The sequence below is a fragment of the Sphingomonas sp. EC-HK361 genome (assembly GCF_902498785.1).
GTDB lineage: Bacteria > Pseudomonadota > Alphaproteobacteria > Sphingomonadales > Sphingomonadaceae > Sphingomonas.
On sequence record NZ_LR701494.1, the window covers coordinates 1,042,846 to 1,068,261 of the forward strand.

Sequence of the window (25,416 nt, forward strand, 5' to 3'; positions counted from 1 at the left end):
CGCAATGGCACATAAGAAAGCAGGCGGTTCGTCGCGCAACGGTCGTGATTCGGCCGGTCGTCGCCTTGGCGTGAAGAAGTTCGGCGGTCAGGAAGCGACCGCGGGCAATATTCTCGTCCGCCAGCGCGGGACGAAGTTCTACCCGGGCCGCAACGTCGGCATCGGCAAGGATCACACCCTTTTCGCGCTTATCGACGGCCGCGTGGTGTTCCACGACGGCAAGCTCGGCCGAAAGTTCTGTTCGGTCGATATGATTGCGCAAGCGGCCGAATAACATCGGGTAACCACACGGGTTGCCCACCAGGGCGACCCGGGTTTCTTGCACAGGAACCAGCCAGACAAGGGAGACGGGTCCGCCCCGGCTCCCTTTTTTCTTGCTCCCTCAACCCTGTCGCCGCCGCGTCACACAGACGTGGCAGCGGCTCGCGCAGGTGAGGAGCGAGATAATGTTCGCGCGGACGAAGAGACTGACGTTACGCCCCGGCTGGCCCGAGGATGCCGCTGCCCTGACGCAGGCGATCGCGCACGAATGCGTCGCGACCAAACTCGCGCGCATGCCGTGGCCGTACCAGATCGACGACGCGGTTACCTTCCTGTCGATCCCGCGCGCGGCGACCGATCCGTCCTTCCTGATCTTCAGTCACGAGGCGGACCATCCGCAGCTGGTGGGTTCGATCGGCCTGCGTGCCGAGGGTGGCTGGTGGGAACTCGGTTACTGGCTGACCCCCAACGCCTGGGGTCGCGGCTACGCAACGGAGGCGGGTGAAGCCGTCCTCCACACCGCGCGCCACGCCCTGCCCCGCCGCCCGATCCGCGCCTATCATCAGCTTGCCAACCCCGCCTCCGGGCGGGTGTTGGCGAAGCTCGGCCTGCGCAAGGTCGGCGAGCAGATGCGCTACAGCCTCGCGCAGGACCGCGACGTCGCGTGCGCGGTGTTCGAAGGCGATGTGCTGGACGGCGACCGAACCGGCGACATGCCGATCGCGGCTTAAATGGTTGACGGATGTGTCCCCGCGAAGGCGGGGACCCAGACTGGGCTCCCGCCTTCGCGGGAGCACATCCTCACCGTGCTCCGATTGCCTTCCGCTCCAAACAAGCCGACACCCCCCGTCATGTCCGTCGTCCCCCTCCCCACCCGCAAGCGCCTCTCCCCCGAGGAGTCCCGCGACGCCGCGCTGGAAGCCGCCCGCGCGCTCCTCGTCGAGGTCGGCCCGCAGGCCGTCACCCTGAAGGCGGTCGCCGCGCGGATCGGGCGGACCCACGCCAACCTCCTCCACCATTTCGGCTCGGCCGACGGGCTGCAAAAGGCGCTCATCGCCCGCATGGCCGCCTTCGTGACCTCCACCATCCGCGAGGCCGTGCTGCGTCAGCGCGGCGGCGATCAGAACCCGTCCGAAATCGTCGACCTCGCCTTCGACGCCTTCGACTCGGGCGGCGCGGGCGCGCTCGCCAGCTGGATGATCCTCTCCGGCAACGAGGACGCGCTCGATCCCATCCTCAACGCGATCCATGATCTCGTCGACGATCTGTCGGCGGACCATTCGAAGCCCGACCAGCCGATCGAGGACGAAACGCTGCAACTCGTTCTGCTCGCGCTCGGCGACGCGCTGTTCGGTGCGCCGCTCACCCGCGCACTCGGCGTGCCGCGCGAACGTGCGCGCGAACTGGCGCGGGGTTTGCTGATCGCGGGGCGGAAGGAAAAATAACCCCAACCGTTCGTGTCGAGCGAAGTCGAGACACCTCGCACGCCCGTTAGCCAAAACCTGGCCGCGATGGCATCGCGCCGGCCGGGCGCGCTGCTGGCTGTCGCTTTAGCGGCGCTAAAGCGCTAGGCAGCGCGCCATGCACTTCCTAGACCAGGCAAAGATCTTCGCCCGTTCCGGCGCCGGTGGCCCCGGCGCGGTCAGTTTCCGGCGCGAAAAGTTCATCGAATATGGCGGCCCCGACGGCGGTAATGGCGGCAAGGGCGGCGATATCGTGTTCGAAGCGGTCGCCGGGCTCAACACCCTCATCGACTTTCGTTACACCCAGCATTTCCGCGCGCCCCGCGGGCACGGCGGATCGGGCAGCAACCGCACCGGCGGCGGCGGCGACGATCTCGTTATCAAGGTGCCGGTCGGCACGCAGGTCCTGTCCGAAGACAAGGACGAGGTCCTGCTCGACTTCACGAAGGTCGGCCAGCGCGAGGTCTTCCTGCGCGGCGGCGACGGCGGGCGCGGCAACGCCAGCTACAAGACGTCCACCAACCGCGCGCCCCGCCAGCAGGGCACCGGCTGGCCTCACGAAGAGGCGTGGGTGTGGCTGCGGCTGAAGCTGCTTGCCGACGCCGGCCTTGTCGGGCTGCCCAATGCGGGCAAATCGACCTTCATCAATGCGGTGACGAACGCGCAGGCCAAGGTCGGCGCATACGCGTTCACCACCACGCGCCCGCAATTGGGCGTCGTCCGCCACAAGGGCCGCGAGTTCGTGATCGCCGACATTCCCGGCCTGATCGAGGGTGCGGCCGATGGCGCCGGCATCGGCGACCGCTTCCTCGGGCATATCGAGCGCTGCCGCGTATTGCTCCACCTCGTCGATGCGAACGACGCGGATGTGGCGGAGAGCTACCGCATCGTCCGCGATGAACTCGAGGCCTATGGCGCGGGGCTCGCCGACAAGCCCCACGTCGTCGCGCTCAACAAGATCGACACGCTCGACGACGAGCTCATCGCCGCCCTGTCCGCCGAACTGGAAGACGCGAGCGGCACCGAGGTGCTGCCGATTTCCGGCGCAAGCGGCGTTGGTGCCGACTGGGCGCTCGACCGGCTGCTTGAAGCGATCCCCGATACCGCCGCCAGCGTGGAAGCCGACGACGACGGCGAGGACGCGATCGAATGGTCGCCGGTGTGAAAGTTTAAGGACATCCCCTTTTCCACGGATTGGCCCGGCAAGCCCTTCCCGCTAACGCTTACCGCATGTCCCTCTTTCCGCCCGCCACGACACCGCGTCTGATCGTCAAGATCGGGTCGGCGTTGCTCGTCGATCCGGACGGCGCGGTGCGGCGCGCGTGGCTTTCGGGGATCACGGCCGACCTCGCGGTGCGCATTCGCGAGGGCCAGCAGGTCGCCGTCGTCTCCTCGGGGGCGATCGCGCTCGGCGCGCGGCGGCTGGGGCTTGCCAAGGGCGGCCGTGCGAGCCTTGAGGATGCGCAGGCCGCCGCGGCGACCGGGCAGATCGCGCTCAGCCAGGTCTGGGCCGAGGTGCTCGGCGCCGAGGGGCTGACCGCCGCGCAGATGCTCGTCACGCTCGACGATCTGGAGGACCGGCGCCGCTACCTCAATGCGTCGGCGACGCTCGGGCGGCTGCTGCAACTCGGCGTCGTGCCGATCATCAACGAGAATGACAGCGTCGCGACCGCCGAAATCCGTTTCGGCGACAATGATCGCCTCGCCGCGCGGGTGGCGCAGGCGGCGGGGGCGCAGGGCGTGCTGCTGCTCTCCGACGTGGACGGCCTCTACGATCGCAATCCGGCGGAGCCCGGCGCGGTGCATGTCCCACGCGTCGAGGGCGTCGATGCGCGGATCGAGACGATGGCGGATCGCGGCTCCGCATCGGGCATGGGGTCGGGCGGGATGGTGTCGAAGATCGCCGCCGCGCGGATCGCCAATGCGACTGGCGCGCATCTCGCCATCGCCAGCGGGCGCGTCGACCGGCCGCTATCCACCGACGCGCGACACACGCTGTTCGTGGCGGAAAAGACGGCGTCCGCGCGCAAGGCGTGGCTCGCGGGCGGGCTGACCGCGCGCGGCACGGTCCACGTCGATGCGGGCGCGGCGAAGGCGCTGGCCGATGGCGCGAGCCTGCTGGCCGCCGGTGTGAAGCGGGTCGAGGGCGCCTTCGTGCGCGGCGATCTGGTGGCGATCACCGGCCCCGACGGCCCGATCGCGCGGGGCCTTGCGGAGTATGACGCGGAGGATGCCGCCCGGTTGCTGGGGCGGCGCAGCGAGGATCATGCCGCGATCCTCGGCTACGCACCGCGGGCAGCGCTGGTGCATCGCAGCCATATGGCGTTGCTGTGAAAGCGTCCGCGCGCGAGATGTGTCCCCGCGGAGGCGGGGACCCAGTCTGGGCTCCCGCCTTCGCGGGAGCACATCCGAGGACGCCGCAATGATCCTCGCCATCACCGGCGGCACCGGATTCGTCGGAGGCCACACGATCCGCCGCGCCCTGGAGGCAGGATACCATGTCCGCGCCCTCACCCGGCGGCCGCAACCGGTGCGAGAGGGCGTCTCCTGGGTCGCTGGCGGCCTGTCGGACAGCACAGCGCTGGCCGACCTCATGCGCGGCGCCGACGCGGTGCTGCACATCGCCGGCGTCGTGAACGCGTCCGACCGCGCCGGCTTCGCCGCGGGCAATATCGACGGCACGGCTAGCGTTCTCGCAGCCGCCAGCGACGCGAATGTTGCGCGCTTCGTCCATGTCTCGTCACTGGCAGCGCGCGAGCCGGCGCTTTCCACCTATGGCTGGTCGAAGGCCGAAGCGGAACATCACGTCCAGGCCTCCGATCGAGAGTGGACGATCGTGCGCCCACCCGGAGTCTATGGCCCCGGCGACATGGAAATGCGCGACCTGTTCCGCGTGGCGAAGCTCGGCATCGCGCTGCTCCCCCCACCGGGCCGTATCTCGCTGATCGCGGTCGACGACCTTGCCCGCCTCCTCGTGGCGCTGGCCGAGATCAACGGTCCATGTGCGATTATCGAGGCGGATGACGGCGCCCCCCTCACGCATGAGCAGATGGCGCGCGCAATCGGGCGCGCAGTCGGCCAACCCCGCATCCTCCCGCTCCACCTGCCGAGAGCGCTCTTGTCGCTGGGCGCCCGTATCGATGGCGCCATGCGCGGCAAAAAGGCCAAGCTCACCCCGGACCGGGTCGGCTATCTCGCCCATGCCGACTGGACCGCCGACCCCGTCCGTCGCCCGCCGCCCGACCTGTGGACACCGGCGATCCCGCTGGCAGACGGCTTTGCCGAGACCGCGCGGTGGTATCGTGCCCAAGGCCTGCTATAGCCCGGTCGAAATCGCGCCGCATTTCGCTGCGAGAGCCGACGCCTACAAGCCAAGGGACCGACATGACCGACCGCGCGCAGATCCTCGACATCGTCAAGGCGCAGATCGAGCCGTTCAACAAGAAGGGCGTCGCACTGACCGAAGCGACGACGTTTCAGGGCGATCTCGAATGGGATTCGCTGACCGTCATGGATTTCGTCGCCGCGATCGAGGATGAGTTCGACATCATCATCACGATGAACATGCAGGCCGAGATCGAGACGGTCGGCCAGCTGGCCGATGCCGTCGCGAAGCTGAAGAACTGATCCCCCCACTCCGTTCGTGCTGAGCGAAGTCGAAGCACCTTTGGCTCAGGCCCTTCGACTTCGCTCAGGGCAAACGGAGGGATAGAGGAATACCGATGACCGAAGCCGCCGCCTCCGCCCACGCACTCCCCGAAACCCCCGACACGGTCGCCCCCGAACGCGACCTGCTCTCGAAGTTCGACGCGCTCATCGCCGAACGCCAGGCCCTCGTCGACAGCGGCGTGCGCGATCCGTTCGCGATCGTCATGGACGCGGTGAAATCGCCTACGCTCGCGGTGATCAAGGGCAAGGAGACGATCCTCCTCGGCACCTACAATTACATGGGCATGACCTTCGATCCCGACGTCATCGCCGCGGGCAAGGCCGCGCTCGACCAGTTCGGGTCGGGCACCAACGGCAGCCGGATGCTCAACGGCACCTTCCGCGATCACGTTGAGGCGGAAGAAGCACTCCGCGAGTTCTATGGCACGACCGGCGCGATCGTGTTCTCGACCGGCTATCAGGCGAACCTCGGCATCATTTCCGCGATCGCCGGCAAGGGCGAATACATCATCCTCGACGCCGACAGCCACGCGTCGATCTATGACGGCTGCGCGATGGGCAATGCAGAGGTCGTCCGTTTCCGTCACAATTCGGTCGAGGATCTCGACAAGCGCCTCTCGCGCCTCCCCGCCGACCCCGGCAAGCTCGTGGTGCTGGAGGGGGTCTATTCGATGCTCGGCGATATCGCGCCGCTGAAGGACATGGTCGCCGTCGCGAAGAAGCACGGCTGCATGGTCTTGGTCGACGAAGCGCATTCCATGGGCTTTTTCGGCGAGCATGGCCGCGGCGTGTATGAGGAAATGGGCCTCACCGACGATGTCGATTTCGTCGTCGGCACCTTCTCCAAATCGGTCGGCACCGTCGGCGGCTTCTGCGTGTCGAACCACCCGAAGTTCGAGGTCATGCGGATGGTCTGCCGCCCGTACATCTTCACCGCCAGCCTGCCCCCTTCCGTCGTCGCCACCGCCGCGACCTCGATCCGCAAGCTGATGACCGCGCACGAAAAGCGCGCGCGTCTTTGGGAAAGCTCGCGCCGCCTCCATGCGGGGCTGACCGCGATGGGATTCAGACTCGGCACCGAAACGTGCCAGTCGGCGATCATCGCGGTGCTGCTCGACGATCAGGAGAAGGCCGTCGCCATGTGGCAGGCGCTGCTCGAGGCGGGCCTCTACGTCAACGTCGCTCGCCCCCCCGCGACGCCGGCGGGGATGTTCCTGCTGCGCTGCTCGGTCTGCGCGGAGCATACGCCGGAACAGGTGGAAGCGATCCTCGGCATGTTCGAGGCAGCGGGCAAGGCGACCGGCACGATCGGTTAATCCTCCCTACAAGGGGAGGGGAACCAGCGGAGCTGGTGGAGGGGTGTCCCGCTATCGAAAGGGCGATACCCCTCCGTCATCGCTACGCGCTGCCACCTCCCCTTCCAGGGGAGGATATGGTTCGCCCCCCTCCCGTCCCGCGCTTCTTTCCACTCGGCGCATCATCGGCTACGCTCGTGCGCGGTGGATGAGGTGGCGGTCCTGACGCCCCGGGGGGGGCTGCGCGCGCAGTGGCGCACGATCACGCTCGTGGTGATGGCCGCGCTTGGCGTTGCGGTCGTCGTCGCGCTCGTCTTCACGCTCGGCATGGCGAACAGCCAGCGCGACCGCGCGCTTCGCCTGCAAAGCCACAGCTACGACGTGATGATCCTCGCCAAGACGCTTGCCGGGACGATCGGCCGGTCGGAGGCGTCACTCGGCCGCTACGTCATCTCGGGCGACAAGGCGCAGGGTCAGCTCTATTTCGACGACTGGCGCCTCGCCGCGGACCAGCTTTCCCGGCTCGACGAGATCACCGGCGACAGCGGTGAGCAGCAGCACCGCATCGATCGCCTGCGCGACGCCTATTACGCGCGCGGCGGCGAGCTCTCGCTCATCGCGCTCAGCACCAATTACGGCAAGAACGATCAGGCGCTCTCGCGCTATTACCAGGCGCGGAAGGCCCCGTCGCTCGCCGCGATCAACACCACGCTCGACCAGATCATCAACCGCGAGCGCGTCCTGCTCGACCAGCGGACCGCACAGGCGCTCGCGACGGTCGAATGGTCGGGCAAGGCGGCGAGCGTCCTGTCGGTGTTCGGCATGCTCATCGTCGTCGGAGCGATCGCGCTCGGCTGGCTGACGGTGCGTGCGCAGACCGAGCGCGCGGTCGCCCGCGCTGACGCCGACGCGGCACGGCTGCGGGCCGAGGGACTTGCCTTCGCGGTGGCCGAGGCGACGGAGGAGCTGCGCGCCCAGGAAGCGCGATTGCGGCAGGTGCAGAAGATGGAGGCGGTCGGCCAGCTTACCGGCGGCATCGCACATGATTTCAACAACATGCTCGCGGTTGTTCTTGGCGGACTGGAGCTTGCCAAGCGCAGCCTGCGCACCCGCAATACCGCCGCCGAACGCCACATCGACAGCGCGATGGAAGGCGCGGCGCGCGCAACCGCGCTGACCCGGCAGCTGCTCGCCTTCGCGCGCGAGGAGGCGATCAATCCCGAACCGATCGACGCGGGCGGACTGCTGTCGGGCATGTCCGACCTGCTCGACCGGACGCTGGGCGATGCGATCACCGTCAAGGTGATCGACGCGAGCGAGGGCTGGCTCGTCCGGGCCGATCGGGTTCAGCTGGAAAATGCGATCCTCAACCTCGCGGTCAACGCGCGCGATGCGATGAACGGGCGCGGGCAGATGACGATCACCGCGAGCGCGCATGTCCTGGCCACAGGCGAACGCACCGATTGTCCGCCCGGCGACTATCTGACGATCGCCGTGACCGATACCGGCGCCGGGATGACGCCGGACGTTGCAGAGCGCGTGTTCGAGCCGTTCTTCACCACCAAACCGGTCGGCAAGGGCACCGGCCTCGGCCTCAGCCAGATCTTCGGCTTCGTCCGTCAGCTCGGCGGCGCGATCGCGGTCGATACCGCGCCCGGCAAGGGCACGACGGTCGCGCTGCTGCTGCCGCGCGACACGAGCGCCGCCCCGGCGAAGCCTGCAACACAGCTCGCCGAGCCCATCCCGGCCGAGCTCTCGCCGCTCGATATCCTCGTCGTCGAGGACGATCCGCGCGTGTTGCGCGCGACGATGGGAGCGCTCGAGGAACTGGGCCACAACGCCGTCGCCTGCCCCGATCCGCTCGCCGCGCCGGCCGTGCTGGCGAGCCAGGCATCGATCGATCTCATCATCACCGACGTGCTGATGCCCGGCAAGACGGGTCCGGAGATGATCGCCGAGATCGATGCGCGCCACCGCGGGATCGCGGTCCTATTCGTCACCGGATTTGCCGGCGAAGCGGGCGAGGCCGGGCTGTTCGGCGGTCACCATGTGCTCCGCAAGCCGTTCACGATCGCCGCACTGGAACGCGCGATCGACCAGGCAATGGCCGACGCGCGCGCCGCCGGCCCGCACAGCCTGGCGGCGGAGTAATTCCTCCCCTTCAAGGGGAGGTGGCAGCGCGCAGCGCTGACGGAGGGGTATCGCCCCATCGATAGCGGAACACCCCTCCACCAGCTTCGCTGGTCCCCCTCCCCTTGCAGGGGAGGATTTCTGTCAGCGCCCGCAAAGCCTCGCGGCGGAATGAGCTGCGCACAAAAAGGCTGACGCGCGCGCCGCGCCCGCCTATATCCCCCGCTCAAGCAGCGGAGCCGTAGCGCCACCTTCATGAAATCGATCGACCGCTACATGGCCCGGCTGATCGCGTTGCCGCTGTTCGCGACGCTGACGATCGCCGCGATGCTGCTCATCCTCGACCGCATCCAGAAGCTGTTCGATTTCGTCGCCACCGAGGGCGGCCCGGTCAGCGTAGTGTGGAAGATGCTGGCCAACCTGCTACCCGAATATCTCGGTCTCGGCATTCCGATCGGGCTGATGCTCGGCGTGCTTCTCGCCTTCCGCCGGCTCGCGACCTCGTCGGAGCTCGACGTCATGCGCGGCGTTGGCATGAGCTATGGTCGGCTGCTGCGCGTGCCTTACATGTATGCGATCGGCCTCGCCGTCCTGAACCTCGCGATCGTCAGCTATGTCCAGCCCAAGGCGCGCTACGCCTATGAACAGCTGCGGTTCGAGCTGCGCACCGGCGCGCTCGGTGCTTCGATCAAGGTGGGGGAGTTCACCCATCTCGGCGACCGGATGACGCTCCGGATCGAGGAAAGCCGCGACAAGGGCAGCAAGCTCAGCGGCATCTTCGTCAACGCGAAGACCCCCAAGGGCGACTGGATCGGCGTGACGGCGGAGCGCGGGCAGTTCCTGGCGACCGACGACCCGAACGTCATCATCTTCCGCCTGACCAACGGCACGCTGATCCACAACCGTGCCGATTTCAAGGTGCCGCGCGTGCTGACCTTCAGCAGCCACGATCTGCCGATCGATCTGCCCAAGTTCGAAAGCTTCCGCCAGCGCGGCGGGCGCAATCTGGAGCTGACCCTGCCCGAACTGGCGAAGACCGGGCATGACGGCGCGACCAAGCAGCTGCGCGACAGCAGCCGCTCCGAATTCCATTTCCGCCTGGCGGAGGTCGCATCGATGTTCCTGCTGCCGTTGCTCGCGGTCGCGCTGGGCGTGCCGCCGAAACGATCATCCTCGGCGCTCGGCGTGTTCATCTCGATCGTGATGATCGTCACCTACCACAAGGTGAACCAGTATGGCGCGTCGATCGGGGAGCTCGGCCGGATCGACCCGATCATCGCGCTATGGGCGCCGTTCTGCGTCTTCGCCGCGCTGGTGCTGTGGATGTATTACACCATCGCCTATGTCCCCGGCGGACAGCCGATCGCCGCGCTGGAGCGCTGGGCGGGCAAGGCTTGGAAGGGCTTTGCACGCCACGTTCTGCGTCGTCGTCGCCGCGAATTGGCGACCGTCTGATGCTGAGCGGCTTTTTCCCGTCGCGCACGGTCGCGGTTTACATGGCGCGGATGTTCCTCATCCGGACCTTCGCGATCCTCTTTGCGCTGGTTCTGGTGCTTCAGGCGCTCGACCTGCTGAGCGAGTCCGGGCGAATCCTCGCCACGCAGGGCAATGGCGATCCCGAAGTCTGGCGCTACGTGTCGCTCCGCCTGCCCCAGATCGCTGCGTTCTTCCTGCCTTTCTCGGTGCTGCTCGGCACGATCCTGACGCTCATCACGATGAACCAGAACAGCGAGGTCGTCGCGCTGAAGGCATCGGGCATGTCGGCGCATCAGGTGCTGGCGCCGCTGCTCGTCGCCAGCCTCGGGGTCGCGCTCCTGAACTTCGCCTTCAACGACCGCGTCGTCAGCCGCGCAACGGCGACGCTCAGCCAGTGGCAGAAGGTGAATTACGGCAAGCTGCCGATCGACCGGGGCGACCGATCGAACGTCTGGGTGCGCGACGGCGACGACCTGATCGAAGTCGATCAGATCAAGGGACGCGGCGATGCGACTCAGCTCGGCAACGTGACGCTCTACGACCGGTCGGGTGGCAGCCTGCAGGCGCTGGTCACGGCGCCGCGCGGGCATCGCAGTGGCGACGGATGGGCGATCGGCCCGGCGAAGCGCTTCGACGTCGCCAGCGGGCAGGTCGCGACGCTGCCGTCGCTCGTGATCGGCCACGGCGTGCGCCCCGATCAGTTCACGCTCGCGAGCGTCGATGCGGACAGCCTCTCCTTCGGCGCGCTCAAGTCGGCGATCGGCGATCTGTCCGAATCCGGGCGACCGACCAAGGCGCTGGAAGGATCGTTGTGGCACAAGCTCTCCAGCCCCCTGTCCTCGGTGCTGATGCCGCTGCTGGGCGCAGTCGCGGCGTTCGGAATCGCGCGGTCGGGCAAGCTGTTCGTGCGCGCGGTCATCGGCATGGGGCTCGGTTTCCTGTATTTCGTGGCGGACAATTTCGCGCTCGCGATGGGCAATATCGGCGCCTATCCGCCGTTCCTCGCCGCATGGGCGCCGTTCCTGCTGTTCCTGCTGATCGGTGAGGCCGTGCTGATCCGCACGGAAGAATAAACGCGGGCGTTCTTTCGCCTGTTGGTGGCAATCGCCGGGTTTGTGGCGCTGCCCGCCGCTGGCCTGGCGCAAGTACCGCAGTCGCCGCCGTGCCGCACCGTCGGCGACAGCCCCGCGCGCGACGGTGCCCGGCAATTCCTGCGCATCGACCCTGATTCCGCACAGCGGCTGGCCGCAATCGGGCTGGACCGCGCGGCGATCTTCGCGCGGATGCAGGAGACTTCGGTTCCGGAGACGATGGGCTGTTGGGCGATGCCCGCGGGCAATTTCGACAGCCAGCTCGTCTCGGTCGGCATGGCGCAGTGGAACTACGGCACCGGCAGCCTCCAGCCGCTGCTGATCCGCTGGCGCGACGGCTTCGCTTCCCGCCGCGACTTTGAACAAGCGCTGGCAACGATCGCCCCGACCTATGGCGCCTTGCTCTTTTCCAGCGACTGTCTCGCCGTCCCCGTCAAACCCGCGTGCCGCGCCGGGATTCTCGCCGCGGAAGATGCACAGGGAAAGCTCTCCTCCACCCTCCAGGCCGAGCTCACCGCCTTGTTCGAGGACGACGCGATGCTGCAGGTGCAGACCGATCTCTACGTCGCGCTGCTCGATCAGGTCCGGCTCGACCTGCTGCGCGTCTTCCCGCAATATCCGGGCGCGCTGCGGCCGATCACGATGCGCAAGGTCCGCTGGGCGATTGACACGCGCGTGCAGCAGGGCGGGCTGCCGGGGGACGAGGACATCTATCGGCTGCGCACGAAGCTCGCCGCGATGCCGCCGTCCGATTACTGGCCGCGGCTGACCGCGATCTTCGACTGGTATGATGCGATTTCGCGCACGATCGATCAGGACGGAATCCTCAACGATTTCGGGTGGAACACCGCGACGTGGCGATGCCTGGTCCGCAACCGCCGGGTCGACCCGGAGCAATATGAGCTGCTGAACCTGACCTTCCTGAAAAGCCGCACCGCCACCGGGAATAGCGGCCGCTGGCAGGCGCTGACGTTTGAGCGGCGCGCGAAGATCATTCTGGGCACGGGCAGCGTCAGCAGCAGGCGTGACGGGTCCTGCCCCTGACAGCGGCGCGCGGCGCTGGAACGGCGCTGCCTGCCTCAAAGGCATTAGGCAATGTGGTCAATGGCAGGGGTGCGACGAGCGCCTATGCTGACCCGGCCGCTATGGCCCTTTGCGCCCGGCGGCGTTCGGCTGTCCGAAAGTTCCTGCTGCGATGCGCATATCCTCGCTCCTGTCCACGACCGCGCTGTATTCGGCAGCGGCGAGCGGGCTGTTCGCGGCGCTGACAGCGACCGCGGAGGCGCAGAGCGTTTCCGCCGCAGCCACGGAAACCGGGGATAGCGACGCGCCGCCGCTCCAGACGTCGCCGCCGCCGGCCGAAGAGGCGCAGACCGGCGAGATCGTCGTCACCGGATCGCGCATCCGCCGCACCGACCTCGAATCGGCCGTCCCGCTCGTGGCAATCTCGGGCGATGCCTTTTACCAGACCGGGCGCAGCTCGATCGGCGACGTGCTGAACGACCTGCCCTCGCTCACCAGCACCTTCAGCCAGTCGAACTCCAGCCGCTTCCTCGGCACCGCCGGCCTCAGCCTGCTCGACCTGCGCGGGCTGGGCACCGAGCGGACGCTGGTGCTGGTCAACGGCCGGCGCCATGTCGCGGGCGATATCCTGAACAATGCGGTCTCGACCGACATCAACACCATCCCGACCGACCTGATCGAGCGGGTCGAGATCGTGACCGGGGGGAGCTCCGCGGTCTACGGATCGGACGCGATCTCGGGCGTCGTCAACTTCATCCTGAAGGATCATTACCGCGGGCTGCAACTGCGCGGCCAGGGCAGCATCAGCCAATATGGCGATGCCGGAAACTACTATCTGAGCGCGCTTGGCGGCGTCGATTTCGGCGATGGCCGCGGCAATATCGCGCTCAACGTGGAATATGCCCACCAGAATGATTTCTACGCGTCAGCACGCAAGGATTATCGCCACGCCGACGGCTTCATCACCGTCGATACCGATCCGTTCGACGCGGTGAACGGCAGCGACGGCGTCCCCGACAATCTGTTCTACCGCGACATCCGCAGCGGCACGTTCAGCAACGGCGGGACCTTCCTGTCGTATCTCGGCGGAGACAGCTACGCGCCGTTCCTCTTCCAGCCCGACGGCACGCTGATCCCGCAAACCGGCCAAGCGGTCGGCCTGCCGCCGCTCCCCAGCTATATCGGCGGCAATGGCAGCACGTTCCGGGAAGGACGGCAGCTCGGACTGCTCCCCAAGCTCGATCGCTACAGCGCCAATCTGGTGGCGCATTTCGAGATCAGCGAGGCCTTCGTTCCCTTTATCGAGGCGAAATACGTGCGCACGGATTCGCTCGGCAATGCGAGCGGCCCGTTCTTCTTTTCCGGCGGCACGACGGGTTCCCCGCGAGAGCGCTTCTTCACCGACAACCCGTATCTGACCGATCAGGCGCGCGGCATCATCCGCGATTTCTACGGCGATACATCCGGCGCGTTCGATGCCGAGGGCAACCCGATCCCCAACGGCATCAACGATGCCGACGAGCAAGGCTTCACCTTCATCCGCAACGTGGTGGAATTGACCAACCGCGAGGAAGCGGCGCGGCGCGAGACCTACCGCATCGTCGCGGGTATCCGCGGCAAGTTCAACACCGATTGGGGTTATGAGCTTTCCGCCAATTACGGCGAGTTCGTCGAGAACACGCGCATCCTCGGCAATGTGAACCTCCAGCGCTTCCTGCTCGCCATCGACGCGGTCGATGCGGGGCGGGTGCAGACGGGCACACCCAACGGCCAGATCGTGTGCCGCGCGTCGATCGATCCCGCCGCGCGGATCGCCTATGAGGGCGCGACAGACCCCGTCTTTGCCGCGGGTCAGCTTGCCACCGATGTCGCCGCGTGCGTGCCGATCAACCTGTTCGGCGAAGGCAACATCACCGATGCGGCGCGGCGCTATCTCCTCCAGGATTCGTTCGCGCGCGGGAAGATCACCCAGTTCGTGCTGAGCGGCTTCGTGAACGGCGACACCAGCGAATGGTTCAACCTGCCCGGCGGCCCGATCGGCTTCGCAATCGGCGCCGAATATCGCCGCGAGACAGTGTCGTATCGGCAGGATCAGGCAACGGCCGCGGGGCTGACCTTCTACAACGCCCTGCCCCCCTTCACCCCGCCCGCATTCGAGGTGAAGGAGGTGTTCGGCGAAGTTCGGCTGCCGATCCTGAAGAACGTGCCCTTCTTCCAGCAGCTCTCGATGAACGGTGCGTTCCGCGTCGCCGACTACAAAGGCGCGACAGGCACGGTCGCCTCCTATGGCGGGGGCGTGGAATGGGCGCCGGTCGCCGACCTGCGCTTCCGCGCCAATTATGCCCGCGCCGTCCGCGCGCCCAATCTCGTCAACCTTTACAGCCCGCTCGGCCAGAATTTCGCGCTGGTGAACGATCCCTGCTCGGCCCGCAACATCGGAACCGGCTCCACCACGCGGCCTGCGAACTGTGCCGCGGCCGGCGTGCCGGCGGGCTACGACTTCGTCTATCAGCAGTCGCTCGCCTTCCAGTCCGGCGGCAACCAGGCGTTGAAGGCGGAGCGATCGGACTCCTACACGCTCGGCCTCGTCTTCCAGCCGCGCGTGCTGCGCAACTTCGCGCTGACGGTCGATTATTTCGACATCACCGTGAACAAGGTCATCACCTCGCCGAACGCGCAGGACATCCTCGACGCATGCTATGACGCGGCCGATCTCAACAATCAGTTCTGCGGGCTGTTCACGCGCAACGCCGGACCGGGGCTTGGACCACGCGGCGAGATACCGGGGCAGATTCTCGAGAACAGCCTGAAGGTCATCCCGCTCAATTACGCCAAGCTGAAGGTGCGGGGGATCGATTTCGACGCGTCCTACTCACGGAAATTGGGCAATATTGGCGATCTCTCGCTGCGCGGTATCTACACGCTGTCGTTACAAAACGACACGTTCCTGTCGCCGACCGACCCCAACCGCGCCAACCAGCAACTGCTCGAATTGGGCTTTCCGAAGCACGAATTCACGATCGACACCGCGCTGAAGACCGGGCCACTGACGATCGGCTACAAGGTGCGCTACATCGGCAAGATGGTCCTCAACGAATATGAGGACACTTTCAGCAAGCAGGGGCGCCCGCCGCAGAACGCGGACTACGCCGATCGCCGTTTCTACCCCGATGTCGCGTATCACAACATCCGCTTCGACATTCAGGTGAAGGACCGGATGAACTTCTACGCCGGCGTGGACAATGTAACGAACCGCAAGCCGCCGCTCGGGCTGACCGGCTCGGGCTTCGGCAGCGGCATCTACGACAATGTCGGGCGCCTGTTCTACGCCGGTGCGGTGGTGAAGTTCGGATGAAGCGGCGCGTATCCTGATGGCGACCGCTGCCCTTTCCGACGATCCGGGCGACGCGCTTGCCGCCGCGCGCGATCTTGTCGCTACCGACCCGGGACGCGCTGCGGCGGCGCTCACCCAGATCGTCGATCGTCATCCCGATCACTGTCCCGCGCTGCGCCTGCTGGCCCGTGCGCTGCGCGGTATCGACGAGCCGGGCATCGCCGCGCAGCTCGACCAGCGCGCCATCGACACCGCAGCCCGCCGCCCGGCGTTCCGCGCGGCGATCGCGCATTTCGCGGCCGGCCGACTGGACCGCGCGGAGGCGATTGCGCGCCGCGTGCTGGCGCAGGACGCCGAGGACGTGGCGGCTCTGTGCCTGCTTGCGGAGCTCGCACGGCGCGCCAGCCTGCCGGACGAGGCCGAAAGGCTGCTGCGGCGCGCGCTGACGCTCGCGCCGGATTTCACCGAAGCGCAGGTGAACCTCGCGAAGGTGATGGCGCAGCGCGGCGATGATGCGGCCGCGCTCTCACTGCTCGACGATGCGCTGGCCGGCGCGCCCGATGACGACGGCGCGCTTGCCGCGCGGCTCGCGATCACGGCGCAATCCGGCGACTATCCAAGCGCCATCGCGCTGTATGAGGACGCGCTTGGCCGGCGCGGGCGCGATGCGCGGCTGTGGACCGATTTCGGCTATCTGCTGCGCACCGTCGGTCGCCGCGAGGAAGCCGCCCACGCGTTTCGCGCGGCGCTGGCGATCGACGCCGGTCTTGGCGAAGCCTGGCTGGGGCTGAGCCACGTCGCGCGTCCGCCGCTCGACCTGACCGACGTCGCAGCGATGGAGCGCGCGCTCGGCGAGAGCACGGACGCGCGGCGCAGCGTTCCCATGCACTTCGCGCTCGGGCGGGCGCTGGAGGGGTTGGGGAAGCACGCGGCATCGTTCCGCCATTACGCCGCCGCCAATCGCATCCAGCGCAGCCTGCTGCCTTACGATGCCGACGCGACGAGCGACATGGTGGACCGCGCGATCGCCTTCTTCACGCCAGAACGCCTGCGCGCGGCGGGGACAGGTGGGACGGACAGCGTCGCGCCAATCTTCGTCGTCGGGATGCCGCGATCGGGCTCCTCGCTCGTCGAACAGATTCTCGCGAGCCACCCGGCCGTCGAGGGACTGTCCGAGCGCCCCGACATCCCGCGCCTCGTCGCTCGTGTGCTGGGCCAGGCCGGCACCTATCCGGAGGGATTGGCGCGGCTGACATCCGCCGACCTTCGCGCGCTCGGCCAGTCTTACCTCCGTTCCACCGCAGCCAGCCGGCGGACGTCGCGCCCGTTCTGCGTGGACAAGCTGCCCGAGAACTGGGCGTATATCGCCTTCATCCATCTGATCCTGCCGGAAGCGACGATCATCGATGTGCGGCGCGACCGCCAAGCGTGCGGCTTCTCCAATTTCGCGCAATATTTCCCGCGCGGCCATGGATATTCGAACGATCTCGTCGATCTGGCGGGCTACCAGACCGATTACCGCCGCATGATCGATCATATCGACCGGGTCCTGCCCGGCCGGGTTCACCACCTGTCCTGCGAGGCGCTCGTCGCCGATCCGGAAGCGCAGGTCCGCGCGCTTCTGCACGCGATCGGCCTGCCCTTCGACGCTGCGTGCCTGCGGCCGCACGAGAACCACCGTCCCGTTCCCACGCCGAGCGCGGAGCAGGTTCGTCGTCCCATCAACCGATCCGGGATCGACCGGGCCACGCCTTATGCGGCTTGGCTGAACGACCTGTCCCCACCAAAATCGCCCGAGGTCACCGCGCCTTCTCGCCGGGAATGATCGCCCCGCCCTTCATCACTATGCGGACGTGGCGGACGGCGCGGATATCGGCGGTGGGATCACCCTCGACTGCGATCAGATCGGCCAGCAGCCCCGGCTTCACAGCACCGACCTTGTCGGACGTATGAAACCACCGCGCATTGCCCGATGTCGCCGCGATCAGAACCTTGGCGGGTGCCATCCCTGCCGCCGCCATCAGCTCCATCTCGCGCGCATTCTGCCCGTGGGCGAAGACGCCGACGTCGCCGCCCATGCAGATCGGCACGCCCGCCGCCATCGCCATGCGAAAGCTCTTGCGGTTGAGAAGCACCGCCGCCGGCGCCGGATCGCTGCCGTTCCAGCCGCGATAGCGCGAGGTCGCGTCGGACGCCGCCAGCGTCGTGCACAGGGCGATCCCCTTCGCCGCCATCGCCGCGAATATCTCCGGCGTGCCGCCATAGCCATGCTCGATCGTGTCGACTCCGGCCGCCACCGCGCGCCGCATGCCCTCCGCCGTCGCCGCATGGACCGCGACCGGGCGGCCGGCGTCATGCGCGGCGGCGACCGCGGCTTTCATCTCGTCGAGGCTCAGCGTCGCGCGGCTGTCCTCGCCCGGACGCCAGCGATAGTCGGCGTACAGCTTGATCCAGTCCGCCCCCGCCGCGATCTGGCGGCGGACGGCGGCGACGATCTGATCCACGCCCGAGACTTCCTCCGCGCCCTGCGGAATCGCGACACCGGGCTCGAACCCCTTGGGACCGTAGGCGCCGAGCGCGACGATGGCGCGCGTCGCAACCGACAGCCGCGGCCCCGGCACGATCCCCTGATCGATCGCCGCCTTCAGCCCGACATCGGCATAGCCCGCCCCCTCGGTCCCCAGATCGCGCTCGCTGGTGAAGCCGGCGAGCAGCGTCGCCTTCGCATTCGCCACCGCGCGCGCGGTCCTCAGTGCCAGCGGCTCGTGCAGCACCTGGTCGTCCCAGCTCGTCTCGTCATAGGGGTGGAGGAACAGATGGCCGTGCCCCTCGATCATGCCTGGCATCAGCGTGGTGCCGGCAAGATCGAGTGGCTTCGCGCCCGCAGGTACCGCCAGATTCGGGCCGACCGCGACGATGCGGTCACCGGTGACAAGCACCTGCCAGCCGGGATGGACCTTCCCGTCCACGCCGTCGAACACCGCGTCCGGCTTTAGCAGCAACGACGCCGGCTCAACGCCGCGCGCCGTTGCGGCCGGCATCAGAAGCAGCGCGGCGATCGTCGCCAGCCAGCGCATGGTCTTTCCCCTTTTCCCGCTTTACGCTCGACCCATGGATAGAGTTCTGCAGCGCGCGCGCAATCCGTTGATCCTGCTGGCCCTGCTGACGACGGGGCTGGCTTCGGCACCCGCCGCGCCCGACGCCGATATGGCGCGCTGGCAAAGCGAGGCCGCGCGCGTGACGATCACCCGGGATAATTGGGGCATTCCGCACATCCACGGTCGATCGGACGCCGATGCCGTGTTCGGGATGATCTACGCCCAGGCCGAGGACGATTTCTCCCGCATCGAGGCGAACTACCTGACCGCGCTCGGCCGCACCGCGGAAGCCGAGGGCGAGGACGCGCTCTGGGGCGATCTCCGCCAGCGACTCTTCGTCGACCCGGAAGCACTGAAAGCGCAATATGCGGCAAGCCCGCCATGGCTGAAGGCGCTGACGCAGGCCTGGGCGGATGGGCTCAACTATTACCTCGCGACCCATCCACAGACACAGCCGAAGGTCCTGACCCGCTTCGAACCGTGGATGGCGCTGAGCTTTACCGAGGGCAGCATCGGCGGCGATATCGAGCGCATTTCGCTGAGCGACCTGAAGACGTTCTACGGCACCCCCACCCCGCCCACCGCGGAGGAAATCGGCATGGTGCCGCGCGAGCCATCGGGATCGAACGGCATCGTCATCGCGCCGCGCCTGACCGCCGATGGCCATGCCCTGCTGCTCATCAACCCGCACACCAGCTTCTACTTCCGGTCCGAAGCGCAAATGACGAGCGATGCCGGGCTGAACGCTTACGGCGCCAGCACCTGGGGGCAGTTCTTCGTCTATCAGGGGTTCAACGCGCACGCGGGGTGGATGCACACCTCGTCCACCGTGGACAATGTCGACGAGTTCGCGGAGACCGTCACGCGGCGCGGCGGTCGCCTGACGTATCGCTATGGCGCGCAGAACCGCCCCGTCGTGAGCCGCAACGTCACGCTGCGGTTCCGCCGATCCGACGGGACGATGGGAGAGCGCCGCTTCACGACATACCGGACGCACCACGGGCCCGTGGTCGCGGCGAAGGACGGGCGCTGGATCGCGACCGCGCTGATGTGGCGCCCCGTTCCCGCCCTGGAGCAGAGCTATCTGCGCACCAAGGCAACCGACCTTGCCGGCTATATGAAGGTCGCAGCGCTGAAGGCGAATTCGTCGAACGACACGCTGTTCGCCGACGACAAGGGCAATGTCGCGTTCCTGATGCCGCAGTTCATGCCGGTCCGCAGCGATCGCTTCGATTACACGCAGCCGGTCGACGGGAGCGACCCGGCGACCGACTGGCGCGGGCTGCACACGCTGGAGAGCCTGCCGAGCGTCCTCAATCCGCGCGTCGGATGGGCGCACAACACCAATGACTGGCCGTGGAGCGCGGCCGGGCCGGACAGCCCGAAGGCGGCGAACTATCCGAAATATATGGACCAGACAGGCGGCAATGCGCGCGGTGTCCATGCCGATCTGCTGCTGACCGGGAAGAGCGGCTGGACCGTCGAAAAGCTGCGCGCCGCCGCCTTCGACTCCTATCTGCCCGCCTTCGCGACGCTGCTGCCGGGGCTCGTCAAGGCATGGGAAGCCCTCCCGCCCGGCGACCCGCGTCGCAAGTCGCTCGCCGGGCCGATCGCGCTCCTCAAGAACTGGGACTGTCGATGGGGCTATGAATCCGACGCGACGAGCCTCGCGGTGTTCTGGGGCGACCAGCTGTGGCGCGAGGTCGGCAGCTTCGCGCAGGCGGAACGCATGAACGTCCCCGATTACATCGCCGCGCGCGTGCCGCCGGAAGCCAAGCTCGCCGCGCTCACCGCCGCGGTCGATCGCCTGACGCGTGACTTCGGAAGCTGGCGCACACCGTGGAAAGCGATCAACCGCTACCAGCGGCTCGACGATTCGATCGCGCCGCATTTCGACGATGCGCGCGGATCGACCTCCGTTCCCTTCACGTCCGCGCAATGGGGCAGCCTCGCCTCGTTCGGCGCGAAGACGTGGCCGGGCTCGAAGCGCTATTACGGCACGAGCGGCAACAGCTTCGTCGCGGTCGTCGAATTCGGCCCGCGCGTGAAGGCGATGGCGGTGATGGCCGGCGGCCAGAGCGGCGATCCCGCCTCCCCCCATTTCGCCGACCAGATCGCGCGCTACGCCGAAGGCCGGCTGCGCCCGGTCTATTTCTACCCGCAAGACCTGACCGGGCACGTCGAGCGCCGTTATCGACCCGGCAGTTGATCGGGCTGAACCGATACGCCGCCGGATCGATGCCGCCAGCGGGTGCTCACCTCGATTTCGTCGAAGAGATGACGCCCGAGAATGATCGCAGCGCTGCCCGAACTTGCTGCGAGGAAGCCAACCGCGGCAAGGCCGAGCGCCACGGGATCGCCGGACTGGGACGCGATGTGCATCGCGCAGAGGTGCGCGATTGCAGCATAGGCGACGCCGCACAGAAATAGTCCGGAGGCGCGCAGGCCGATGTCGGCGCCGCGCGATCGATGCCACGAAGCCATGCCACAATCCTTGTTGCGGCCGTTCAATTATCGGCGCGGGCGTAGCAATTCGAGAGCGATTCCGGCCTTTTGCATAGTGCCGGCATAGCGTTCAGGGCTTTGCCGAATCCGCGGGCTCGGCGTCGGCGCGCAGCCGGTATCCCACGCCGAGCTCGTTGGCGATTACGGAGCCCACCGGCCCGGGCGACTCCAGCTTCTGGCGCAGATTGCGAACGACGATCCGCAGATACTCGATCCGCGGGTCCTCGTCCCCGCCCCACGCGGCACTGAGCATCCTCTGGTGGGTGACGACGCGGCCGGCGTGCTGCGCGAGGACCGCCAGCACGTCATGCTCCTTGCGGGTCAGGTGGATGTCATCGGCGCCCCGCCGGACGATCCGCCGGTCGAGATCGATGACGATATCGCCGCGGCGCACAACCTTGGGCGTCGCCTCCGACGCGGTCTGGTGGCGCAGCGCGACGCGAAGGCGTGCGAGCAGCTCCTCGGTATCGAACGGCTTGCTCACGAAATCGTCGGCGCCCAGATCGAGCGCGCTGACCTTTTCCTCGACCGCGTCGCGCGCGGAGACGACGAGCACGACGGCGTCGCCCTGCTTGCGCAACGACGGGATGAGGCCAAGCCCGTCGCGATCGGGCAGGCCGAGGTCGAGCAGCACGGCGTTCGGATGCTCGATCGCGGTCTGGCGCAGCGCTTCCTGCGCGTTCGGTGCCTCGATCACGCTATAGCCCGCGCGGACGAGCGTGTTGCGGAGCAGGCGGCGGATCGCGGGTTCGTCATCGACGACAAGGATCTTGGCGGGCATTCAGGACGCACTTTCGGCTGGAAGATCGCGCACGATGAGGCCGGGCGGGAAGATGAGCGTGAACGCGGCGCCGATACCGTCGTCCCGGTTCGACGCCTCGACGGTCATCCCCATCGCCTCCGCGAACGCCTTGACGATCGCGAGGCCGAGACCGGTGCCGCCGATCGCGCGGTCGGACCCTTCGAGCCGCCGGAAGGTTTCGAACACCTCCACCTCCTGTCCCGGCGGCAGGCCGGGGCCATGATCGAGCACGGCGAGGCTCAGCTCGCCGAAGCGATGGCGGCCGCTGATAACGACCTCGGTGCCGGGCTCGCCGTAACGGCCGGCATTGTCGAGCAGGTTGAGGAGGCAGTGGTGGAGCAGCTGCGGATCGGCGCGGACGAGCGGCAGGTCGGGCGGAACATCGAGCCGGATCGCATGGCCTTCCAGCGCGCGGCGGGCGTCGTGCGCGGCCCCGGTCACCGCGTCGCTGAGATCGATCGCCTCGACATTCAGCTTCAGCGCCCCTGCCTCGACTCGCGCCATGTCGAGCAGATTTGCGACGAAACGGCTGAGCCGCGCCGCCTCGCTTTCGATCGTGCCGATCAGGTCCGGGGTCGCGCCGTGGTGAAGCTGCGCCGCGGCGGCGATGACCGCGGTCAGCGGGGTGCGCAGATCATGGCTGACCGAGGACAGGAGCGCGGCGCGTAGCCGGTCACGTGTCCGCACAGCCTCGACATCGCGCATTTCGGCCTCGAGCCGCAGGCGTTCGAGCACGAGCGCGGATTGATCGATCAGGCTGGCCAGCAGGGGCAGCTGGTCCGCGCGCACCGGATCGCCGGCATTGTCGCGCGCGATGCCCAATACGCCCAGCACGTGCCCCCCGGCCTTGAGTGGCTGAAACAGCCATTCGGATGCGGCGAGCGTGCCTGACCCCTTGCCCGCCGGGCTCGCGGTATCGAACGCCCAGGTGGCGGCCGCTGTGTCCATCGTGTCGAGGCGGTAATCAGTGTCGCTCGCGGCGATGATCGCGAGGGCCGATCCCTTCGACGGTGCGAGCAGCACGGCATGAACGTCGAGCAAGCGGCGGACGTCGTCGCAGATCATCTGCGCGGCCATATCGGGATCGTTCACGCTGGTGATCTGGCGCAGGAAGCCGGCGAGGGTCGCATTCGTCCGGGCGCTTGCGGCGGCGAGATCGGCCTGCGCGCGGACCCGCGCCGTCAGCTGGCTCGTCGCGATCGCGATGCCGAGCAGAACAACGATCGAAACCACGTTTTCCGGATTGTTGACGCTGAACGTCCCCACCGGCGGCAGGAAGAAGAAGTTGTAGGCGAGGCTGGACGCGATCCCGGCGTAGATGCCCGTGCGCAGCCCGAACAGGCTCGCCGCGGCCATCACCGGCAGGAGATACAGCAGCGCCACGTTGCCCAGATCCAGCAGGTGGAAGATCGCGCTGGCGACCGCGGTGACACCGGCGACCATCGCGGTCGTCGCGACATAGCCCGCGGGAGTCCCCCACGCTGCCGGCCGGCGGCGCCCGCGTTCGCTGCCTCCCCCGTCCGCAACCACCGGAAGCACGTGGACGGTGACGCCCGGCGTTTCGCGGATGAGGTGATCGACGACCGATCCATGGCGGAATTCGAACCAGCGCGATCGCCGCGACTTGCCCATGATGAGCTGGGTGGCGCGCGCATCGGCGAGGAAGTTCTGGATGCCTTCGACGACATTGGTCGCCGGAACCGTGGCGACCGCGCCGCCGAGTTGCGTCGCGAGCGTCATCGCCGCGGCGACCCGCTGGTGCTGCGCCTCGGTGAAATGCGCGGCGCGCGGGGTTTCGATGAACAGCGCCGTCCAGGGTCCGCGCAGGCCATCGGCCACGCGCTTGGCGGCGCGGACGAGCACGTCAGCGCCCGGTAACTCGTTGATCGCGACGACGATGCGGTCGCCGCCGGCCCAGGTTCCGCCGAGCCCGAGCGCGCGCACATCGTCGAGCATGCGCGCATCGACCGCCTGCGCCGCGCGGCGCAGCGCAAGTTCGCGCAGCGCCGACAGATTGGATTTGGAAAAGAAATGCCCGAGCGCCCGTGTCGCCTCCTGTGGAAGATAGACCTTGCCGGCCTTCAATCGCTCGATCAGCTCGTCTGGCGGGATATCGACGACCTCGATCTCCGCCATCTCGAGCACGCGGTCGGGCACCGTCTCGCGCACGCGCACCCGCGTGAAGCTCGCGACGATATCGTTCAGGCTTTCGACGTGCTGGATGTTGACCGTCGAATACACGTCGATCCCCGCGGCGAGCAGCTCCTCGACGTCCTGATAGCGTTTGGGGTGGCGGCTGCCCGGCGCGTTGGTGTGGGCGAGTTCATCCACGAGAACCAGGCGCGGCGCACGCTCGAGGATCGCGTCCAGATCCATCTCGTACAGCGTGCGGCCCTCATAGGGGACGGCCCGGCGCGATACGATTTCGTGCCCTCGCGTCAGCGCCTCGGTTTCGACGCGGCCGTGGGTTTCGACGACGCCGATGACGACATCGACACCGTCGCGTTTGCGCGCCGCGCCTTCGGACAGCATCTCGAACGTCTTGCCGACGCCGGGGGCAGCGCCGAGAAATACCTTCAGCTTGCCTCGCCCCTCCTGCGCCGCGTGGCGCAGGAGGGCATCGGGATCGGGTCGTCCGTTGCCCGAAACCGCCATCAGCGCGGTGGGGTGCCGGTCGCGCTGCCGCCGCGGGCAAGCGCGTCGAGCGCGCGGTTCAGCGCGAGCACGTTGACGTGCGGCTCGCCGAACAGCGAGGTCTGCGTGGCGGCCGTAACGAGGCCACGCACGCGATCGACCGGCAACCCGCGGACGTTCGCTATGCGCGGCGCCTGCGCGAGCGCGGCTGCGGGCGACAGGTCCGGGTCAAGGCCCGATCCGCTCGCCGTGACCAGATCGGCGGGCAATGGACCCGCTACGCCCTCCCCGCGACGCTTCGCGATGTCGGGCTTCACCCGGTCGATCAGCGCCTGGCTCGTCGGCCCGAGATTGGAGCCGGACGAGGCGAGCCCGTCATAGCCCTTGCCCGCAGCCGACGGGCGGGTCTGGAAGTAGCGATCGGACGTGAACGCCTGTCCCACGACGGTCGATCCGATCACCCGCCCGCCGGCGTCGCGAACCAGGCTGCCGTTCGCCTGCGAGGGAAAAAGCAGCTGCCCGATACCCGTCATCGCCAGCGGATAGGCGAGGCCGAGCAACGCGGCGAACAGGATCGTCATGACGATCGCGGGGCGAATGGCCGAGGCAAAATCCTTGTTCATGACCGATACTCC

20 protein-coding genes are annotated in these 25,416 nt (G+C 67.7%); 15 read left to right on the forward strand and 5 right to left on the reverse strand.

Translation table 11 applies throughout. From position 1 onward, the window contains the following. The first annotated feature begins 4 nt into the window (after positions 1-4). The 14 genes from rpmA to BOS5A_RS12405 all read left to right on the forward strand — a co-directional run bounded on the left by rpmA (position 5) and on the right by BOS5A_RS12405 (position 17,567). Entirely contained in the window at positions 5-274 is a 270-nt protein-coding gene (rpmA, locus tag BOS5A_RS12340) for a 50S ribosomal protein L27 (protein ID WP_151955391.1), read from the forward strand. 172 nt (positions 275-446) lie between these two features. After that, positions 447-992 (forward strand): GNAT family N-acetyltransferase, encoded by a 546-nt coding sequence (locus BOS5A_RS12345; RefSeq protein ID WP_199857358.1) that lies wholly within the window; start codon positions 447-449, stop codon positions 990-992. Positions 993-1,112: 120 nt separating this feature from the next. Beyond that, complete coding sequence (locus BOS5A_RS12350; RefSeq protein ID WP_151955392.1) at positions 1,113-1,706, forward strand: TetR family transcriptional regulator; 594 nt, start codon at positions 1,113-1,115, stop codon at positions 1,704-1,706. A 136-nt stretch (positions 1,707-1,842) separates the two neighbouring features. Then, complete coding sequence (gene obgE, locus BOS5A_RS12355) at positions 1,843-2,889, forward strand: GTPase ObgE (protein WP_151955393.1); 1,047 nt, start codon at positions 1,843-1,845, stop codon at positions 2,887-2,889. Between the two features lie 65 nt (positions 2,890-2,954). Then, complete coding sequence (gene proB, locus BOS5A_RS12360) at positions 2,955-4,058, forward strand: glutamate 5-kinase (RefSeq protein WP_151955394.1); 1,104 nt, start codon at positions 2,955-2,957, stop codon at positions 4,056-4,058. An 88-nt stretch (positions 4,059-4,146) separates the two neighbouring features. Further along, a complete protein-coding gene (locus BOS5A_RS12365) occupies positions 4,147-5,046 on the forward strand; it encodes an NAD-dependent epimerase/dehydratase family protein (RefSeq protein ID WP_151955395.1) in 900 nt (299 codons plus the stop codon). Between the two features lie 62 nt (positions 5,047-5,108). Then, entirely contained in the window at positions 5,109-5,351 is a 243-nt protein-coding gene (locus BOS5A_RS12370; protein WP_151955396.1) for an acyl carrier protein, read from the forward strand. 95 nt (positions 5,352-5,446) lie between these two features. Next, the gene (gene spt, locus BOS5A_RS12375) at positions 5,447-6,709 is read left to right on the forward strand and encodes a serine palmitoyltransferase (RefSeq protein WP_151955397.1); all 1,263 of its coding nucleotides are present in this window, start codon (positions 5,447-5,449) and stop codon (positions 6,707-6,709) included. Between the two features lie 255 nt (positions 6,710-6,964). Beyond that, positions 6,965-8,839: an ATP-binding protein gene (locus BOS5A_RS12380; protein ID WP_151955987.1), complete on the forward strand. Its 1,875-nt coding sequence runs from the start codon at positions 6,965-6,967 to the stop codon at positions 8,837-8,839. Between the two features lie 234 nt (positions 8,840-9,073). Further along, complete coding sequence (gene lptF, locus BOS5A_RS12385) at positions 9,074-10,273, forward strand: LPS export ABC transporter permease LptF (protein ID WP_199857359.1); 1,200 nt, start codon at positions 9,074-9,076, stop codon at positions 10,271-10,273. Then, positions 10,273-11,367 carry an LPS export ABC transporter permease LptG gene (gene lptG / locus BOS5A_RS12390; RefSeq protein WP_151955398.1) on the forward strand — a complete coding sequence of 365 codons (1,095 nt, stop codon included), beginning with the start codon at positions 10,273-10,275 and terminating at the stop codon, positions 11,365-11,367. The genes lptF and lptG overlap by 1 nt, the downstream gene beginning before the upstream one ends. Positions 11,368-11,409: 42 nt before the next feature. After that, positions 11,410-12,429 (forward strand): hypothetical protein, encoded by a 1,020-nt coding sequence (locus BOS5A_RS12395; RefSeq protein WP_151955399.1) that lies wholly within the window; start codon positions 11,410-11,412, stop codon positions 12,427-12,429. 151 nt (positions 12,430-12,580) lie between these two features. Then, positions 12,581-15,763, forward strand: coding sequence for a TonB-dependent receptor domain-containing protein (locus BOS5A_RS12400; RefSeq protein ID WP_151955400.1), 3,183 nt, complete (start codon positions 12,581-12,583; stop codon positions 15,761-15,763). A gap of 16 nt (positions 15,764-15,779) precedes the next feature. Then, on the forward strand, positions 15,780-17,567 hold the full coding sequence (locus tag BOS5A_RS12405) for a tetratricopeptide repeat-containing sulfotransferase family protein (RefSeq protein WP_151955401.1): 1,788 nt from the start codon (positions 15,780-15,782) through the stop codon (positions 17,565-17,567). Here the strand turns inward: BOS5A_RS12405 and BOS5A_RS12410 are convergent. Beyond that, entirely contained in the window at positions 17,542-18,819 is a 1,278-nt protein-coding gene (locus tag BOS5A_RS12410) for a metal-dependent hydrolase family protein (RefSeq protein WP_151955402.1), read from the reverse strand. The two genes, BOS5A_RS12405 and BOS5A_RS12410, sit on opposite strands and share 26 nt — an antisense overlap. Positions 18,820-18,853: 34 nt before the next feature. On the opposite strand from BOS5A_RS12410, the gene BOS5A_RS12415 reads away from it, so the two are divergent. Next, positions 18,854-21,049 carry a penicillin acylase family protein gene (locus tag BOS5A_RS12415; protein WP_151955403.1) on the forward strand — a complete coding sequence of 732 codons (2,196 nt, stop codon included), beginning with the start codon at positions 18,854-18,856 and terminating at the stop codon, positions 21,047-21,049. On the opposite strand, the gene BOS5A_RS12420 is transcribed toward BOS5A_RS12415, so the two are convergent. From BOS5A_RS12420 to kdpC, 4 genes are all read right to left on the reverse strand, one after another. After that, complete coding sequence (locus BOS5A_RS12420) at positions 21,031-21,324, reverse strand: hypothetical protein (RefSeq protein ID WP_151955404.1); 294 nt, start codon at positions 21,322-21,324, stop codon at positions 21,031-21,033. The two genes, BOS5A_RS12415 and BOS5A_RS12420, sit on opposite strands and share 19 nt — an antisense overlap. Before the next feature lie 91 nt (positions 21,325-21,415). Beyond that, positions 21,416-22,126: a response regulator transcription factor gene (locus BOS5A_RS12425; protein WP_151955405.1), complete on the reverse strand. Its 711-nt coding sequence runs from the start codon at positions 22,124-22,126 to the stop codon at positions 21,416-21,418. Further along, positions 22,127-24,802 carry a sensor histidine kinase gene (locus tag BOS5A_RS12430; protein WP_151955406.1) on the reverse strand — a complete coding sequence of 892 codons (2,676 nt, stop codon included), beginning with the start codon at positions 24,800-24,802 and terminating at the stop codon, positions 22,127-22,129. Next, positions 24,802-25,404 (reverse strand): potassium-transporting ATPase subunit KdpC, encoded by a 603-nt coding sequence (gene kdpC, locus BOS5A_RS12435; RefSeq protein ID WP_151955407.1) that lies wholly within the window; start codon positions 25,402-25,404, stop codon positions 24,802-24,804. Before kdpC ends, BOS5A_RS12430 begins: the two co-directional genes overlap by 1 nt. Positions 25,405-25,416 lie beyond the last annotated feature (12 nt).

Coding starts and splice junctions, on each gene's coding strand:
- rpmA (WP_151955391.1), top strand. CDS start 5: ATGGCACATAAGAAAGCAGGCGGTTCGTCGCGCAACGGTCGTGATTCG.
- BOS5A_RS12345 (WP_199857358.1), top strand. CDS start 447: ATGTTCGCGCGGACGAAGAGACTGACGTTACGCCCCGGCTGGCCCGAG.
- BOS5A_RS12350 (WP_151955392.1), top strand. CDS start 1,113: ATGTCCGTCGTCCCCCTCCCCACCCGCAAGCGCCTCTCCCCCGAGGAG.
- obgE (WP_151955393.1), top strand. CDS start 1,843: ATGCACTTCCTAGACCAGGCAAAGATCTTCGCCCGTTCCGGCGCCGGT.
- proB (WP_151955394.1), top strand. CDS start 2,955: ATGTCCCTCTTTCCGCCCGCCACGACACCGCGTCTGATCGTCAAGATC.
- BOS5A_RS12365 (WP_151955395.1), top strand. CDS start 4,147: ATGATCCTCGCCATCACCGGCGGCACCGGATTCGTCGGAGGCCACACG.
- BOS5A_RS12370 (WP_151955396.1), top strand. CDS start 5,109: ATGACCGACCGCGCGCAGATCCTCGACATCGTCAAGGCGCAGATCGAG.
- spt (WP_151955397.1), top strand. CDS start 5,447: ATGACCGAAGCCGCCGCCTCCGCCCACGCACTCCCCGAAACCCCCGAC.
- BOS5A_RS12380 (WP_151955987.1), top strand. CDS start 6,965: ATGGCCGCGCTTGGCGTTGCGGTCGTCGTCGCGCTCGTCTTCACGCTC.
- lptF (WP_199857359.1), top strand. CDS start 9,074: ATGAAATCGATCGACCGCTACATGGCCCGGCTGATCGCGTTGCCGCTG.
- lptG (WP_151955398.1), top strand. CDS start 10,273: ATGCTGAGCGGCTTTTTCCCGTCGCGCACGGTCGCGGTTTACATGGCG.
- BOS5A_RS12400 (WP_151955400.1), top strand. CDS start 12,581: ATGCGCATATCCTCGCTCCTGTCCACGACCGCGCTGTATTCGGCAGCG.
- BOS5A_RS12405 (WP_151955401.1), top strand. CDS start 15,780: ATGGCGACCGCTGCCCTTTCCGACGATCCGGGCGACGCGCTTGCCGCC.
- BOS5A_RS12410 (WP_151955402.1), bottom strand. CDS start 18,819: ATGCGCTGGCTGGCGACGATCGCCGCGCTGCTTCTGATGCCGGCCGCA.
- BOS5A_RS12415 (WP_151955403.1), top strand. CDS start 18,854: ATGGATAGAGTTCTGCAGCGCGCGCGCAATCCGTTGATCCTGCTGGCC.
- BOS5A_RS12420 (WP_151955404.1), bottom strand. CDS start 21,324: ATGGCTTCGTGGCATCGATCGCGCGGCGCCGACATCGGCCTGCGCGCC.
- BOS5A_RS12425 (WP_151955405.1), bottom strand. CDS start 22,126: ATGCCCGCCAAGATCCTTGTCGTCGATGACGAACCCGCGATCCGCCGC.
- BOS5A_RS12430 (WP_151955406.1), bottom strand. CDS start 24,802: ATGGCGGTTTCGGGCAACGGACGACCCGATCCCGATGCCCTCCTGCGC.
- kdpC (WP_151955407.1), bottom strand. CDS start 25,404: ATGAACAAGGATTTTGCCTCGGCCATTCGCCCCGCGATCGTCATGACG.